Genomic DNA, 18,505 nt, shown 5'->3' on the forward strand with positions numbered 1-18,505 from the left:
TTCATTAGTGAAAACTGAGCATATCAGCAATCTCTTGCAGCGCGTCCTCGGTTAGTTCTTGATCATCAAAATCACTGATCGTCTTTTCTGTTTCTCTTTTGTTCTGGCAGTGTTCGATCAGCTGTAATAAAAATTGACGGCATGTTTCGCTAAGCTGTTCGATGGTTTTGCGCTGAAAGCGGGCATTGTCATAAGTCATATTGACAGTCAATTTTCCTTCTGCAGCGATTGCGCTGATATCCAGCGACTGTTCACGGTTCCATGTTGTGCTGATATCACCTCCGGCACCAAGCGGAGAGAATGAGAAGGCGTCCTCCTCAGGTACTTCAGCTGAGCGGCCGCTTTCAAATTGACCAAGATAATTAAAGCTGATTTCTGGTGCACCTGTGAAATTGATGTCTTTTTTGCCAGGAGGCGTCAAATATTTGATGACACCGTAGCCGAATCCTTTGTCAGGTACACGTCTCAGTGTATCTTTTGTTGTTTTTAGCACATGAACCATGTATTCTTCCGAATCTGGCAAGTCTGCGTTCAATTTAACCAATAACGGATAAATGGCGGTAAACCATCCAACCGTCCGGCTCACATCTATTCCTTCTAATACATCCTCTCGCCCGTGGCCCTCTAATGATAGTTTGAAGGCGGATTGATTGGTCCAATGGCGCAGCGCAAGAATGACAGAAGCGAGCAGCATGTCCTGCGTATCAGTGTTATATGCGCTGTTGGCGTTTTTTAAGAGTGCTGCTGTCTCTTTCTCGTTTAAGGTAAACGAAATCGTGGACCGTTGTCCCTCGTGTGCTCTAGTTCCATCGATGTGATCAAAAGGCAATGCCTCTGTTTGATACTCTTCGGCTTCGCGCCAATACTTGAACTGTTTCATGAGCTGCTGGCTTTCAGCGTAGTCAGAGAGCTTTTTCGTATACGCTTTAAATGAGCTTGTTTTAGGCGGCAGTTTGATATCCTCCCCGCCTGCAGCTTGGCGATACCCTAAAGCCAAATCTTCAAGCAGAACCCGCCATGAAATGCCGTCAACGACGAGGTGATGAGCCGATAAAAATAAGAAATCACCGTCAATTGTGTGGAAAAGACCGGCTTGCAGCAGCGGACCATTCTTCAAATCCATTTTCTGCTGAATATCAAGTACATGGCGCTTGATAAGAGGTTCATACGGTCTATTTCCATCAGTGCATAAATCAATCATCTGAAGGCCGTACAACGCGTCGTCCGAATGACTGAGCGGCCGATTATATTGATCCCACTTTCCTTGTTCATTCTGTGTAAACACCATTCGCAGCGCATCATGATGACACGTTATTGCTTTTAACGTTTTGCGCAGTGCGTCTTCTTGTACAGAGGTGCTTCGATGCAGCATTACGGACTGATTAAAATGGTGTTTTTCTTTTATATCTTGAGAAAGAAACCATTTTTGAACAGGCGACCATTGTACGTCTCCCTCAACCGCAGCTTGGCTGGAACTTGTATCTGAATCACGGATATAAGCTGCCAATTCTTGAATGGTCGGATGGCTAAACAAATCTTTCACTGCCATTTGCTTGCCTAACCGGTGAAGCCGCGCAGATACCTGTAACGCTTTGATTGAATCTCCGCCAAGTTCAAAGAACGAATCATCTGTTCCGATCTTTTCTGCCCCCAGTACTTCTTTCCATATATCTGCCAGTATTTGTTCCATTTTGCTGGCTGGCGGGAGGAATGGACGTTCACCTTCGTGGTTGTATACAGGTTTTGGAAGTGCTCCGCGATCCAGCTTGCCGTTTGGTGACAATGGAAGTGAGTCCAGTTTTTCAATAAACGCAGGGTGCATAAACACCGGCAGCTTGTTTTGTAATTCTGAGCGTACAGCATTTGTGCTCAACTCTGGTTTTGCCACCACATAAGCACTTAATTCGGTTTGTCCTGACGCTGTTACATGAGCAACTACTGCGGCGTCTTTTACACCATTTATACACCGGATGACCGATTCAATTTCTTTCGTTTCTACACGGTATCCTCTGATTTTGACTTGATCATCGATTCTTCCGAGATATTCGAGTGTACCGTCGGCCATCCATCTGGCGGCGTCTCCTGTTCGGTACATTCGTGTTTCGGGTTTAAATGGATTCTGCATGAATGCTCTCTCTGTCAGTTCTGGAAGATTGACGTACCCTCTTGCAAGCCCTGTTCCTGCTATACAAAGCTCTCCCGCAACACCGATTGGCTGAAGCTGATGATTGCTATTTAAAATCAGCACTTGAGTCCCGTCAATCGGCTGGCCGATGCTTACGTATGCCTGCTTTTCCATATGTCTCATGACGGTAGTCGCCACGCTGTTTTCTGTCGGTCCATATTCGTTGGCGAGTTCGGTATGCGGACATATAGCTAAGCTGCGGTCGATCAATTCGCGGTCAGCTGCTTCTCCTGCCAGTGTGACGACTCTAAGTGTCTTTACATCTTCCGGCTGCACTACGTCCAAAAGCGCTCGATATAAAACAGGCACAATAATCATATGTGTAATCCGCTGACAAGACAGCTGATGCTTAATGGCCAGAATATCCTTCGCTTCCTCTTCATGAAGCAAAACGGCTTTTGCACCTGACAAAAGCGGTGTAAACATACTAGTTAAAAAGCCGTCAAATGAGAAAGAAAAGAGCTGCAGAATGGTATCTGTCTCGTTGAATGCATAAGCGTTTCGCCGCCACTGAAGAGTGTTGGCAATACCTTTATGCTCGACCATTACCCCTTTTGGATGGCCAGTCGTTCCAGAGGTATAAATGATATAAGCCAAATGATGGGCAGACGACATTTGCGGCAGCGGCGATTTGTCGTCTGCCTCTACACTTTCTATCGCTAAGATCTCTCCTTCAAAGTCAGCAAGTGCTTCCCGATCCGCTTCATTTATTGTCATCAGCAGTTTCGTTCCGCTGTCGCTAAGGATATAGCGTTTCCGTTCTGTCGGGTATTCAGGATCGATGGGAACGTAACAGCCTCCGGCTTTCCACACACCAAGTATGGATGCTATCATACTGAACGAACGATGCATCATGATGCCTACTGGTGTGTCCGGCTTAACACCTCGGCTGCGCAATGCACGTGCGATTCCATTGGACCACTCGTCAAGCTCCTGATAAGTGAGTGTTTTGTCTCCGCTGACAAGTGCAGAAGCTTTTGGTGTTCGTGCAGCTTGCTGCTCAAACAGTTGACTGATTGTTTGAACTCCGTATTGATTCGCTTGCCCGGTGTTAAACTCATTAAGCAGCTGGTGCCGCTCTTCTTGGGTCAGGATGTCGATATGGTTGAGTGTCACCTCCGGGTTTTTGCCGATGATGCTAAGTACATTTGTTAAATGCGATGCCCAGCGTTCAATGGTGGTTTTCTCGAACAATGCGGTTGAATATTCAAAAAGGAAATGAATGTTTCCGTCGCCTTCAGATGCCTGTAGTGTCAAATCAAATTTAGAAACGAGATGAGAAACTTGTGCCGGCTTCATTTGCAAATCATGAAGATGCAATGGCTCGTAATCATTATTTTGAACAACTAACATCGCATCAAACACTGGGTTCCGGCTCATATCCCGTGTCAATTCAAGCTTATCGACAAGCTCTTCGAACGGGTAATCCTGGTGCTCAAAGGCTTCCAATGCTGTCTCACGCACTTCCTGCAAATACTGTACGAATGGCTTCCCGCCCTCCGGGCGCGTCCGAAGCGCCAGCGTGTTCACAAACATGCCGAGTATCGGCTCAAGATCCTTGTGCGGCCGGCCGGCAATTGGCGAGCCGACGATGATATCTTCCTGTCCGCTTAAGCGTGACAAGAACGCGGTGTAAGCCGCAAGGAGCACCATGTACAGTGTGCTTCCGTTTTCTCGTGCCAGCTTATGAAGGCCTGATGCAACCTCTTGATCCAGCGTAAATGATACCTTGTCACCCGCGAAGCTTCGTACAGGCGGGCGGGCATGATCAGCCGGAAGATCCAGCACAGGCAGCTCGCCTTCGAGCTGCTTCAGCCAGTACGCCTCTTGCGTTTTGTACGCGTCTCCTGTTTTGAATCCTTCTTGCCATACGGCATAATCTTTATATTGAATGCGCAGCGCCGGAAGCTTCCGATTATTGTACAGCTCGCCGAATTCCCGAATCAGAATGTTGACGGAAACACCGTCTGAAATGATGTGATGCATATCAACCAGCAACAGGTGCCGCTCATCTGATACCTTTACGAATTGGGCACGGAACAGCGGCGCTTGGCTGAGATCAAACGGTTTGATAAATGCGGCAGCGGCCTCCTGTTCGGTTCGTTCGCCGAGAACTGTAGTCTGTAACGTAAACGGCACCTCGTCATGGATGCGCTGCACCGGATCGCCTCCTGCGTCCTGTTCGAAGGAGGTACGAAGCGACTCGTGGCGCTTGATCAGCTCTTTGAAAGCTCTGTCCATCCTTTCAGGGTTGAGCTTCCCTTCGAGCTCTAACACAGCCGGCATATTGTAGCCTGTCCCTCCGTCCTCCAGCTGCTGAAGGACATAAATCCGCTTTTGGGCAGAGGAAACCGGATAGGTTTCCTGTTTTTCAGTGGGCTTAATCGCTTCATATGGACTGTCCGTTCCTTCACGGATAACGGTAGCCAGTCCTTCTACCGTCGGATGGGCAAACACATCTTTTAGCGGCATCTGTACATCGAATTCTTTGGCGATCCGTGAGACAAGCGCCGTTGCTTTTAAGGAATGCCCCCCGCGGTCAAAAAAGTTATCGTGAATCCCGACAGGGCCATTTTTCAGCACGTCCTCCCACAGCTGAGAAAGCTTCATCTCAGTCACGTTTCTCGGCGCCGTGTAGGTCTCCGCATCTGCCGCTCCGCCAGGAGCTGGCAGGGCGTTTCGGTCGAGCTTTCCGCTTGGTGTAACCGGCCACTGTTCCATTTCTATCATATAGGCTGGGACCATGTAGCCCGGCAACAGGCTCTCAAGCTGCGCTCGGACTTCGTTTCTTTGGAGCCCTTCTACATAAGCGCATAATTCCGGCTCCCCGCTGTCTGTCCGTACGGTAACAGCCGCCTCCCTTACGCCTTCTATGCTTCTTAGTGCCGCTTCAATCTCTCCCGGCTCAATCCGGTAGCCGCGGATTTTCACCTGATCATCCATGCGTCCGAGGAATTCAATATTCCCGTCAGGGAGCCAGCGCGCCACATCTCCGGTTTTGTACATGCGTTCCCCCGGGTAAAACGGGTCTTCTAGAAAACGCTCCTCCGTCAATGCCGGCCGATTCAAATAACCTCTGGCAACACCCGCTCCGGCAATGTACAGTTCTCCGATACATCCAGCTGGCAGCATCCGCTGATTCTGATTCAGGATATACAATCTGACATGATGAACAGGTTTTCCAATTGGAATCCGTTCAAGTTTTTCTTGCGGCGGACAATCAAAGAATGCAGCTTCTACGGTTGCTTCCGTTGGCCCATAGGAATTGGATATTGAAACATTTGGAAGCAACTCGTAAAATCGGGAGACAAGATGGGTCCCCAGCTGTTCTCCTCCAGAAAACACTCGCTTGAGTCTGTTTGTCTTAATCGGTACAGAGCGATATTTTATATGTTCTAAAAATGCATGGAGCATTGAAGGCACAAAATGCATAGCTGTGATCTTTTGTTCTTCTATGGCCTTTGCGATCACTTCAGGTTCTTTTTCGCCTCCCTGAGGAAGCAGATAAACAGAAGCTCCGGCATAAGGCCACCAAAACAGCTCCCATATTGAAGCATCGAATGAATATGATGTTTTGTGCATAATCATATCTGAATGCTTTAGCTGATAGCGGGACTGTAGGGAATTCAAAAAATTCACCGCTGATCGATGTTCAATTTCAACACCCTTAGGCATCCCGGTAGAGCCGGATGTATAGATGACATAGGCTAAAGATTGCGGGAGAACGTTCACATTCGGATTGGACAAACGATGTGCCAGTCCGCTATTTGTCTGATTGAGATAGATAATCTCTCCTGTAAATGCCGGAATATGAAGGCTGGCAGACTGAAGCAGGAGAATGTTTGTACCGCTGTCCTCCAGCAGAAAGCTGATTCGTTCTTCCGGATAATCCGGGTCGATGGGCAGATAAGCGCCGCCAGCTTTAAGAATGCCATAAATGCCAAGCAGCATTTCAGGTGAACGCTTTCCTATAATGGCAACAGTCGTTTCGGGTTTTACCCCCCGTCCAATCAGCTCCCAGGCGATACGGTTAGCCTGTTCGTTCAATTCTTTATAGGTCATCGCTCCATCTTCGAAGATAACGGCCGCCTGATCAGGCGTTTTTGCTGCCTGCTGTTCGAGTGCATAGTGGAGCGTTTGATTCATTGAATAGCCCGTCTCCTCAAACGGATGGCATGCTTCAATGAAATCTCTCTCTTCTTCATTTGTTAAGATTGGAATATCGTCCAATTCTGTTTCAGAGCTGGCAGCTGTATGTTCCACAAGCGTGGAGAAAAGGCTGGCCCACCTTTGGATGGTTTCTTTCTCAAACAAAGCTGTACTGTATTCAAACTGACAGAAAAGCTCGGAATCATGCTCTGTAACGTATAGGGAAATATCAAATTTTGATATTGGGTGCTCCAAGTCGTTCCACTGAAGCTGTACATCATTCATTTTTAGCTTTTGCTGTTCCATATTCTGAAGGACTAGCGTTGTGTCAAACAAAGGATTCCGGCTCATTTCCCGCTGCACACCGAGTTTGTCCACAAGCTCTTCAAACGGGTAATCCTGATGCTCATACGCTTCTAATGCCGTCTGTCTGACTTCTTTCAGAAATTCCTCAAATGTCTTATTACCCGCTGGGCGTGTGCGGAGAGCCAGTGTATTGACGAACATCCCAAGAACAGCTTCAAGGTCGGCATGGGGCCGTCCGGCGATTGGTGAACCAATCACGATATCATCCTGACCGCTTAACCGAGACAAAAAGGCTGAATACAAAGCGAGAAGCGTCATATAAAGCGTGCTTCTGTTTTTATGGGCGAGCCGCTTTATGCGGGCCGTGATCTCTTTGTCCAATTGAAAGGTTACTTTTCCGCCTATGAATTGCCGTTCTGCCGGACGTCGTTTATCTGTTGGAAGCTCCAGTATAGGAAGATCCCCGCTAAACTGCTGCTGCCAGTAAGTCTCCTGCTTTTGGTACGAGTCTCCCTTTTTAAATTTCTGCTGCCATACGGCGTAATCTTTATATTGGATCCGCAATGGCTTAAGCTGCCGGTTTGCATAAAGATCGGTAAATTCTCGGATTAGGAGCTGAACGGATACACCATCTGAAATGATATGGTGCATATCCACCAGCAATACATGCTTCTCGTTTGACACTTCTATAAGGCCTGCTCTAAATAATGGCGCCTGGCTGAAATCAAAGGGACGGACAAATCCCTCGATAGTGGTCTCTTTACTTAACGTAAACGGCACTTCGGTGTGGATACGCTGAACCGGCTCGTCATCAGCTCCGGGTACAAAGGAAGTTCGAAGCGGCTCATGCCGACTGATCAGTTCTTTACATACAGCAGACAGTTTGGCGACATCCAGTGCACCTTCCAGTTCTAAGACCGCAGGCATGTTATAGGCGACACCCTCATCAAGCTGTTGAAGCACATAGATTCGTTTTTGGGCCGAAGATACAGGATATGTATCCCTTTTTTCTGCTGGTTCAATTGCTGCATACAGATTTTGTTCTGCCTCTCGAATAATTAAAGCTAATCCTTCAACAGTCGGATGAGCAAAGATGTCCTTAAGTGAAACTTGCACATGGAATTCCTTTGCGATCCGTGACATAAGCACTGTTGCTTTTAACGAGTGACCGCCATTGTCAAAAAAGTTGTCTTGGATGCCTATATGCCCATTCTTTAGCACATCTTCAAATAGTTGCGAAAGCTTTGCCTCTAACAGATTTCGAGGGGCAGTATATGGGTTTCCGCTGATTGAAGCATCTGGCTCCGGAAGTGCTGCGCGATCTACTTTTCCGTTTGGGGTAAGAGGTATGCTGTCAACCCATATCCATTTCGCCGGAATCATGTATTCTGGGAGCTCACTAGCCATATAACTGCGTAAATCTATTGCGTTCAGCTTTTGTACACTGCAATAGTAAGCGCATAATTCATGTTCACCGTTTTGATCTTGCCAGATGAGAATGGCAGCCTCACTAATGTCCGGGTGATTCATTAACGTGACTTCGATTTCTTGCGGCTCAATTCGATAACCTCTGATTTTCACTTGATTGTCTGCCCGTCCGATATATTCGATGTTGCCGTCTTCAAGCCGTCTGGCCAAATCACCTGTCCGGTACATGATCACACCAGGCTTGAATGGATCGGATGAAAATTTGTCGCTTGTCAGTTTATCGTGATTGACATATCCTCTGGCAACACTTGCGCCGGAAATATAGAGTTCGCCTGGTACGCCGCATGGCTGAAGCTGTTTTTGATGATTCAAAATATATAGATCAGTACAGCCTATCGGTTTACCGATTGGCGGAAGCTCAGGAATAGGGTCTCCAGGATGAATGGTATACGTAGATACCACATGAGTTTCTGAAGGTCCGTAATGATTGTGCAGGTGTATGCCGCGTTCACGCAACACATCTTGGAAAAGGTCTGAAATCATTAATTGTTCCCCGGCTGCGATCAGGTGTTTGACGCCATCAGGAAACGAGTTCGCAAGTTCTCGCTCGCTGAAAATCATTTTGATAAAAGCAGTTGGGAGAAACACAATATTCGTCTGATGCTTGTTTATAAATGCAAACAGCTGAGGCACATCTCTTTTTATGGCTTCTGGCACGATGTGGAGTGTGCCGCCTTTCAGAAGCGCAGAAAATATTTCTTGATAGCAGACGTCGAAGGAAGGTGTAGCAAATTGCAGAACATCTGCTTCAAAGTCAATGCCGGAGTGAGTATATTCGAACTTCAGCAAGTTAGCCATGTTTCGATGCTCAAATTGAACACCCTTTGGTTTACCTGTTGTGCCTGATGTATAAATCATATACAGCAGATCGTCAGCATTGTTGACTGACTTTATGTTACTGCCGTCTACTTTGCTTTCGATATCTTCTGGATGAGTGATAATGTAATTGTCTTCTAACGATGAGGAAAGGTGCGCTTGTGAAACAACATGCGAACAGCCGCAATCATGCAGAATATAACGGATTCTGTCAGCCGGGTAATGCGGATCAACCGGAACAATGGCGCCGCCTGCCTTTAAGATTCCAAGAACGCCGGTGATAAACGCCGCAGAGCGTTCCATCATAATCGCAACGGGTTCCTGTCTCACAACGCCTTTCATTCGTAAATGCCGTGCCAATCTGTTAGCCGCTTTATTCAGTTCTCTGTATGTTAATGAGCAGGCTTGATCAATTACAGCATGAGCATCTGGTGTCTTTTCCGCTTGCTTTTCAAACATGGCATGGATGGTTTCGTAAACTGGTGTTCGATCTGTGATTTCTCCAATCAGCTGCCGCTTTTCAGTATCTGTCGTGATATCGATTTCTTCAGGTGGAAGATTCGGATTATTTAAGATTTGTGATACAGCATTCAGAAGATGCTCTTTGACAGAGAGCACAAAAGACCGATCGTGCTGCTCCGCATCATAGTTCATTTTGATATGAATTTCTTCCCCTGGCGCCACCATAAGATAAAAGCTGTAGTTGGTTTCATCTGCGACAGTGAAATTATGAATCTGAAAAAGATCAGAAGCATGTTCCTGTTTGTTCAGCATTTGAATCTCTTGCTGCACCGGATAGTTTTCAAATACGAGAATATGATCAATCAGCCCTTGCTTAACAGCTGAGCGGGATTGAATCTCATATAAAGGGTGGTAGCTGTACGCTTCAGCGGCAAGACGGTCTTTTTGCATATCTTTTATAAGTTGAAGAAATGGCGTTTTTGCCCCTTGCACCCGAACCGGCATCGTATTAATGAAAAGACCTACCATATGTTCAATGCCTTCGATTTCTGCGGGTCTTCCTGAAATGACAGAACCGAATACGGCGTCATCGTTATTATTATATTTTTGTAGCAGAATGCCCCAAATGGTATGAAAAATCGTACTGAGTGTCACTTCTTCTCTAGCAGCAAGCTCTGAAAGCCTGCTGCTTTCTTCCTTAGAGAATGAAAATGTAACGTGTTCCTGCCTGCTTTTTCCCTTTGTTTTTTTCTGCTTCGGGAGCACGGTTTGCTGTTCGTGGCCGGAAAGATAATGGTCCCAATAAGAAACCGCCTGCTCTTTGTCTTGCTCCATCAGCCATTTGATATACTTTCCGTATGGCTGGACCGGCTCCAATGTTATTGGGGATGCATTTACATAAGATGCGTAAATATGCAGAAACTCCTTTAGCACAATGCTGAGGCACCAACCGTCCATCATGATATGATGAAAGGTCCAAATGCAAGTGTACTGGCTCTCTCCTGTTTGAATAAGAGCGATGCGCATGAGCACATCCTTTTGCAAATGAAACCCCCGGTCCCGGTCTTTTTCTTTCCATTGCTCGATAAACTGTGATTGCTCCGCCTCGTTTAAATGAGTAATGTCTTCTTCCAGTACGATGACATTTCGTTCTCTCAGAACAACCTGCTGAGGGGAGGAAACATTTTGGCTGATAAAAATCGTTCTAAAAATATCATGTCTTTCTATAAGAGCGTTGATGCTGTTTTGAAAAAACTGCGGGTTGACTTTTCCTTCTATTGTAAAAGAAGCTTGCTCAACATACGCCTGTGAATCTTTTTGCAGGAGGGAATGGAAAAGCATCCCTTCCTGCATGTAAGACAGCGGATAAATATCCTGAATTGAATTCGCTTTTGTCATGTTCATGTCTCCCTGTCACGATTTTCTACAATTCTTCCACCAAGCTGGATATGCTGTCCAAGTCCTCTGCCGTTAATGATTGACTGCTGAAATCGCTCAGTGTCTTTTCTGCTTTCTGTTGACCGGCGCAGTGTTTCATAATGTCCAGCAAAAAGTGTTCAATCCTGTTAATAAGCTGCTCCATTGTGTTTCTGTGAAAGCGGGCTGGCGGATAACTAAGATTGAAATGGAGCTTTTTGTCTGCTGCCATTGCGCTCATCTCGATAATTTGCTCGCGCTTCCATGTATGAGTGATATCCTTTCCGCTACCAAGGCTTGATGGGCGGAAGGTGTCCTGTCTTTCGATGTCGTTGAACTGGCCCAAATAGTTAAAGCTGATTTCAGGTGTTTTTGAAAACGTAATGCTTTTATTTTCAGGGTGTGTAAGGTATTTCAGCATACCGTAACCTACCCCTTTGTTTGGTATCCGGCCCAGTGTATCTTTAACGGTTTTTACTGCGGTTCCGAGCTCATCCCTATGATTTTCAAAGCTTATGAGGGCCGGATACATGGATGTAAACCAGCCGACCGTCCTGCTGATATCTAACTCTGGCAGAATGTGTTCTCTCCCGTGTCCTTCCATAGCGATACGGAGCTTACTTCCTCCTGTCCATTCACAAATCGCCAAGGATGCTGCGGTTAACAGAATATCTTGTGTATCTGTGCCATAGGCGTAATTGACGTTTTGCAGCAAGACGGCGGTGTCTGCTTCAGTCAGTGAAAAGCTTAATGAGTCCCTTTTGCTGGAGTCGATGTTCAGATGATGCGGTATTTCATATGGCAGTTCTGCGGCTTGTTGTTCTTCTACACTTCGCCAATACGCCTCTTCGCGAATCAGCTTACTGCTTTGGGCATATTCCTGTATGCGTCTTGCGTATTCCTGATAGGAATCCGTTTTAGGCGGAAGCTGGATCGTCTGGCCTGCAGCAGCTTGTTGATATCCTGCTGACAAATCCTCCAGCAAAATCCGCCATGAGACACCATCAACGACAAGGTGATGGATCGCAAGGAACAAGTAATCTCCGGTCAGTGTTTTAAACAAAGCGGCGTGCAACAATGGCCCTTCCTGCAAATTGATGCTTTGCTGAAGATCTGCAACTTCTTGTTTGATTTGCGTCTCCCAGCCGCTTTCTGACTGTGAAAGATCAGAGGTTCTTAAGCTGTATAGCTGTGACTCATGAATGCCTTGGTTGATTTGAATCCATCGCTTGCCATCGTTGCGATAAACCATCCGAAGCGCATCATGATGCTCCGCCAGTTTTTTCAAGGCTGGTCTAAGGGCGTTTTCAGACAAACGTCCAGAATGGAATAGCATGACAGACTGATTGAAATGGTGTCTTTCTTCAATATCTTGTGAAAAAAACCATTGCTGAACAGGCGTCCAAGGAACGTCTCCCTGAACGGATCCTTGCTCTATGATTCTCTCTGACTTACAGATAAATGGTGATAAGTCCTTTATCTTTGGATGACGGAATAAATCACTTACCTGCAAGCTTAGCCCATAGCGCCCAAGGCGTGCAGAAACTTGAAGCGCTTTGATTGAATCTCCGCCCAATTCAAAAAACGAATCCTCTATTCCGATCCTCTGGATGCCGAGAACCTCCTGCCAGATCAACACAAGTTGGTCTTCAAGGTCATTTCGAGGCGGAGCGTACGTTTGTTTAGATGTGAAATTTGGTTCAGGAAGTGCTTTTCGGTTCAATTTGCCGTTTGATGTGAGCGGAAGAGTCTCCATTTCAATAATGTACGCCGGGATCATATAGTTTGGCAGCGAACGCGCGAGAAGTGAACGCACTTGTTCAGCATTCGTGCCTGCTTTTACGCTGATATAGCCAAACAGCTCTTTGCTCCCGGTCTGGGCTGTACGTGCTAACACTGCGGCTTCTTTGACCCCGTCTATTTGACGAAGTGCTGATTCGATTTCACCCAGCTCCACCCGATAGCCTCTGACTTTTACTTGATCATCAATACGCCCAACGTACTCAATTGTGCCATCAGGAAGCCAGCGCGCCAGATCACCTGTGCGATACAGTCGATCGCCAGGTGCAAATGGATGTGGGACAAATTTCTCTTTCGTTAAATCAGGACGGCCCAAATATCCTCTGGCGACGCCATCTCCGCCGACACAAAGTTCACCGACAGCTCCGACCGGCTGCAGCACTCCCCATTGATTTAAGATAAAAGCGGTGGAATTACCAACCGGCCGCCCGATCGGAATGGAAAGTTCATATGTTTTTTGAATGTGAAGACATGTCGAAAAAGTTGTATTTTCGGTAGGGCCATATCCATTCCATATAGATACTTCAGGGCAGACATTTCTGATTCGATTGACGTGGCTCGGCGACAAAGCTTCTCCGCCTATAATCAAATGTTTCAGCTGTGAAAATGTTTGTTCATTTTGTTCTGTCAAATGATTGAATAGAGAAGATGTCAGCCAAATCGTTGTGATTCCTTGATGTTCTATGTACCTCTTAAGCTGATGGGAATCGAGAAATGTTTGTTGATCGGACAGATGCAAAGCGGCACCATTTAGCAGCGGTCCGAAAATTTCAAATGACCCAACGTCGAAACCGATTGATGATGTCATCAGAAGGCGGTCTTCAGGTGTAAATGTAATATAATTGCTGTTTTTAACAAGACGAATTACACTTCGCTGCTCAATCATGACACCCTTTGGTTTACCGGTTGATCCAGAAGTATAAATGATATATGCGAGTGAATGTGGCCCTGCTGAAGAATCAACGTTCTTCGTTTTTCCTTGCTTTTGAATATCTTCGATTATGATTTGTTCACATTCAATGTCTAATAGTTGTTTTTCTGTTTTTTCAGATTGAAGGAGTAATGCCGCCCCGCTGTCTGACAGCATATAAGCTATTCGTTCAACAGGCAGATCAGAAGCAATAGGCAGATAGGCTCCCCCGGCTTTTAGAATGCCCAGCATTCCTGCAATGAGTTCTGGTGTTCTGCCTGTCAACAAGGCTACAACACTATCAGGCCCTACGCCCTTAATCTGTAGAACTGAGGCAATTTGATTTGCCCAGCTGTTCAGGTCCTCGTAAGTAAATACTTGGGTGTCGCTGACAATTGCTACAGCATTAGGCGTTTGTTCAGCCTGCATTTCAAAGAGTCTGCTGATGGTTTCATTTCTTGGATAATCTATTTTTGTACGATTGAGCTCGTGGATAAGGTAATGGGTCTCATCCTCATTCAGGATATTTATTGTTCCGAGAGCGGCTTTGTTGTCTTTGATGATGGAGAGTAACATATTGATGAAGTATTGAAGCCACTTTTCTATCGTTTTTTTCTTATATAAGTCAGTACTAAACTCCATTTGGAACGTCAGCAAACCGTGGGGCTGTTCCTGGGCATATAGGGTTAAATCAAATTTGGACGTTTGATGCCCATTGTTTGCTGCAGGTTTGAGACAAAGTTCATCCAGCTCCAACGATTCCTGATCCATGTTTTGAAGAACAAACATTACGTCAAACAGCGGATTTCGGCTCATATCCCGTGTCAATTCAAGCTTATCGACAAGCTCTTCGAATGGGTAATCCTGATGCTCAAAGGCTTCCAATGCTGTCTCACGCACTTCCTGCAAATACTGTACGAATGGCTTCCCGCCCTCCGGGCGCGTCCGAAGCGCCAGCGTGTTCACAAACATGCCGAGTATCGGCTCAAGATCCTTGTGAGGCCGGCCGGCAATTGGCGAGCCGACGATGATATCTTCCTGTCCGCTTAAGCGTGACAAGAACGCGGTGTAAGCCGCAAGGAGCACCATGTACAGTGTGCTTCCGTTTTCTCGTGCCAGCTTGTGAAGGCCTGATGCAACCTCTGGTTCCAGCGTAAATGAGACCTTGTCACCCGCGAAGCTTCGCACAGGCGGGCGGGCATGATCAGCCGGAAGATCCAGCACAGGCAGCTCGCCCTCGAGCTGCTTCAGCCAGTACTCTTCCTGCGTTTTGTACGCATCTCCTGTTTTGAATCCTTCTTGCCATACGGCATAATCTTTATATTGAATGCGCAGTGCCGGAAGCTTCCGATTATTGTACAGTTCGCCGAATTCCCGAATCAGAATGTTGACGGAAACACCGTCTGAAATGATGTGATGCATATCAACCAGCAACAGGTGCCGCTCATCTGATACCTTTACGATTTGGGCACGGAACAGCGGCGCTTGGCTGAGATCAAACGGTTTGATAAATGCGGCTGCGGCCTCCTGTTCGGTTCGTGCGCCGAGAACTGTAGTCTGTAACGTAAACGGCGCCTCGTCATGGATGCGCTGCACCGGATCGCCTCCTGCGTCCTGTTCGAAGGAGGTCCGAAGCGACTCGTGGCGCTTGATCAGCTCTTTGAAAGCTCTGTCCATCCTTTCAGGGTTGAGCTTCCCTTCGAGCTCTAATACAGCCGGCATATTGTAGCCTGTCCCTCCGTCCTCCAGCTGCTGAAGGACATAAATCCGCTTTTGGGCAGAGGAAACCGGATAGGTTTCCTGTTTTTCAGCCGGTTTTATCGCTTTATATGGACTGTCCGTTCCTTCACGGATAACGGCCGCCAGCCCTTCTACTGTCGGATGGGCAAACACATCTTTTAGCGGCACCTGTACATCGAATTCTTTTGAGATCCGTGAGACAAGCGCCGTTGCTTTTAAGGAATGTCCCCCGCGGTCAAAAAAGTTGTCGTGAATCCCGACAGGGCCATTTTTCAGCACGTCCTCCCACAGCTGAGAAAGCTTCATCTCAGTCACGTTTCTCGGCGCCGTGTAGGTCTCCGCATCTGCCGCTCCGTTAAGAGCTGGCAGGGCGTTTCGGTCGAGCTTTCCGCTTGGTGTAACCGGCCACTGTTCCATCTCTATCATATAGGCTGGGACCATGTAGCCCGGCAACAGTCTTTCAAGCTGTGCCCGCACTTCGTTTCTTTCGAGCCCTTCTACATAAGCGCATAATTCCGGCTCGCCGCTGTCTGTCCGTACGGTAACGGCCGCCTCCCTTACGCCTTCTATGCTTCTTAGTGCCGCTTCAATTTCTCCCGGTTCAATCCGGTAGCCGCGGATTTTCACCTGATCATCCGTGCGCCCGAGGAATTCAATATTCCCGTCAGGGAGCCAGCGCGCCACATCCCCGGTTTTGTACATGCGTTCACCCGGGTAAAACGGGTCCTTAAGAAAACGCTCCTCCGTTAATGCCGGCCGATTCAAATAACCTCTGGCAACACCCGCTCCGGCAATGTACAGTTCGCCGGCGACACCAGAAGGCTGTACGGCTAAATGTGGATCTAAAACATACAAACGCGCACCGGGTACGGGCTTCCCAATCGGAATCCGCAAACGGTCCCTGTCCCGTTCTGGGTCCAACACGTAAAATGCCGCGTCTACCGTTGCTTCTGTCGGCCCGTAACCATGGATTAATGAGACCTGTGGCAAGATAGAAGCAAAACGGGCTGCCGTACGCGGCGCAAGCGGTTCACCTCCGGCGAATACACGCTTTAGGTTTGTCCCGTCACCGAGCGCTAACATTTCCGCTTGATCTAGAAAGCTGTTCAGCATAGCCGGAATAAAATGAGCCGTTGTCACGTTTTCCTGATGAATGGCTTTTACGATCAATGCCGGATCTTTCTCCCAGCCGGGCGGAAGCAGATAAGCCGAAGCGCCGGAAAGCGACCACCAAAACAGCTGCCAGACAGACGCATCAAAGGAAAAAGAGGTTTTCACCATGACAATGTCATCTTCCGAAAGCGGAAACTGGTGCTGCATGCCGGTCAGAAAAGAAACAGCCTGACGGTGCTCAACGGCCACTCCTTTCGGCTGCCCGGTAGAGCCCGATGTATAGATGACATAGGCGAGTGAACCGCCGTCAGCTGGAGTAAACTCATGGTTTTCTGCTTTTTCGCTCGCAAGAGATGTCATGTCCACTTCAAGCATTTCGCCAGAAAAGTTTGGTGCGGAGCATCCCGGCTGTGTCAGCAAGAGCGATGCCCCGCTGTCTTTCAGCATGTAGCTCAGCCGCTCCTTTGGATACGCAGAATCAAGCGGCAAATACGCCCCTCCGGCCTTCAATACAGCAAGGACAGCGATCAGCATGTCAGGTGACCGCTCAGACAGGACACCGACGATACTTTCGTTTGTGACGCCGCGTGCCGCAAGGTGCGCAGCCAGCCGACTGGCATACAAGTCAAGCTCAGCGTACGTCAGCAAACCGCCGGAAAAGCGAATGGCCAGCCGCTCCGGTGTGACTGCCGCCTGTCGCTCAAACAGCCCATGCAGGGTTGGGGCTTCAGGTGAAACAGATACTGTCCTGTTATTTTGAGAAACGATTTTCCGTGTTTTGTCCTCATCTAGCAACGTCATCTTTGACACAGGAAGAGATGGATCAGAGATGACGTCAGAGATCATGTGCTGTAAATAATCTTTTATCTCAGACATCATATTTGGTTGATAAGCGCCTGTATGAAAATGAATCCGAACGTACAAAGTACGCCCTGGGATTACTTTGACACTGCATCTATAATTGGTTACCTCTTCCATCTCAAAATCTTTCACGGAGAAATCAAATGATCCAGCTTGATTCAGCTCTTCAATCTCTTGTTGAGTAGGTGTATTTTCAAAGACGATAATATGATCGATCAGCTCTTGTTTAAGAGCGCTCTGCGCCTGAATATCATATAAGGGAAAGTAACTATAAGCTTCTGCCTCAGTCATGTCCTTTTGCATTCTGCTGACTAGGTCAGAAAAAGACAGAAAATCACTTTGGACTCGAATAGGAATGGTATTGATAAAAAGTCCGACCATGTTTTCCACATCTTTTAGCTCAGAAGGTCTGCCTGATATAACTGATCCGAATACGGCATCGTCGCGACGATTGAACTTTTGGAGCATGATTCCCCATAAAGCTTGGAACACAGTGTTAAGTGTCGCACCACATGCTGCAGCGATTTTCTGTAATTCGGAGGTTTCTTTTTCAGGAATGGTAAACGTGATCTGCTGTAATGTCCCATCCGACATTTGATCTGTTCTTTTAGGCAGAGGCGAAGCTTTTTCGAAATGCTGAAGCCTCTTTTTCCAATACTCAGCTGCTTCTTCACGATCTTGCTGCATCAGCCATTTAATATACGTCCCGTACGGCTGTACGGGAGGCAAATCAGGAAACTGCCCCTTTCCAAGCGCTTGATAAATATGGAGAAAGTCTTTAATGACGATGCCTAAACACCAGCCATCCATTAAAATATGATGGTGGCTCCAGATACAGACATAATGATCAGGCGCCCATTTTAAAATAGATATTCTCATCAGTACATCCGTTTGGAGATCGAAGCCTTTGGATTTATCCTGCTCTTTGAATGCCTCTGTACAATGTTCTTTATCCCTTTCATTGAGATGAGAAATGTCTTCAACATGAACATGGCAATGACGTTGCTTGAGCACGACTTGGCGAGGTTTGGCTACATTTTTATAGATGAATGCTGTTCGAAAGATATCGTACCTGTCAAAAACAGCATCCATACTTTTCTGGAAACGCTCCAAGTCGAGCTGTCCATGGATTGTAAAAGAAGCCTGTTCAAAATAAGCTCTCGACTGTTCATCATACAATGAGTGAAAAAGCATCCCTTCCTGCATAAATGACAAAGGGTATATATCCTGTATTTCGGGTTGCTGCGGCATCAGTGAAT

General features: G+C 47.1%; 2 protein-coding genes. Both read right to left on the bottom strand.

All coding sequences use genetic code 11. The features are described from left to right. Positions 1 to 4 precede the first annotated feature (4 nt). Positions 5 to 10,804 carry a plipastatin non-ribosomal peptide synthetase PpsD gene (gene ppsD, locus ACFVP7_RS11380; protein WP_338734030.1) on the bottom strand — a complete coding sequence of 3,600 codons (10,800 nt, stop codon included), beginning with the start codon at positions 10,802 to 10,804 and terminating at the stop codon, positions 5 to 7. 25 nt (positions 10,805 to 10,829) lie between these two features. Then, positions 10,830 to 18,497 (bottom strand): plipastatin non-ribosomal peptide synthetase PpsC, encoded by a 7,668-nt coding sequence (gene ppsC / locus ACFVP7_RS11385; RefSeq protein ID WP_338734032.1) that lies wholly within the window; start codon positions 18,495 to 18,497, stop codon positions 10,830 to 10,832. Between the last annotated feature and the right edge of the window lie 8 nt (positions 18,498 to 18,505).

The sequence above is a fragment of the Bacillus sp. SG20033 genome (genome assembly GCF_044570195.1).
GTDB classification, from domain to species: domain Bacteria; phylum Bacillota; class Bacilli; order Bacillales; family Bacillaceae; genus Bacillus; species Bacillus subtilis.

What these genes read in the sequence shown, in the direction of transcription:
- ppsD (WP_338734030.1), bottom strand. Translation starts at nt 10,804, where the DNA reads ATGACAAAAGCGAATTCAATTCAGGATATTTATCCGCTGTCTTACATG.
- ppsC (WP_338734032.1), bottom strand. Translation starts at nt 18,497, where the DNA reads ATGCCGCAGCAACCCGAAATACAGGATATATACCCTTTGTCATTTATG.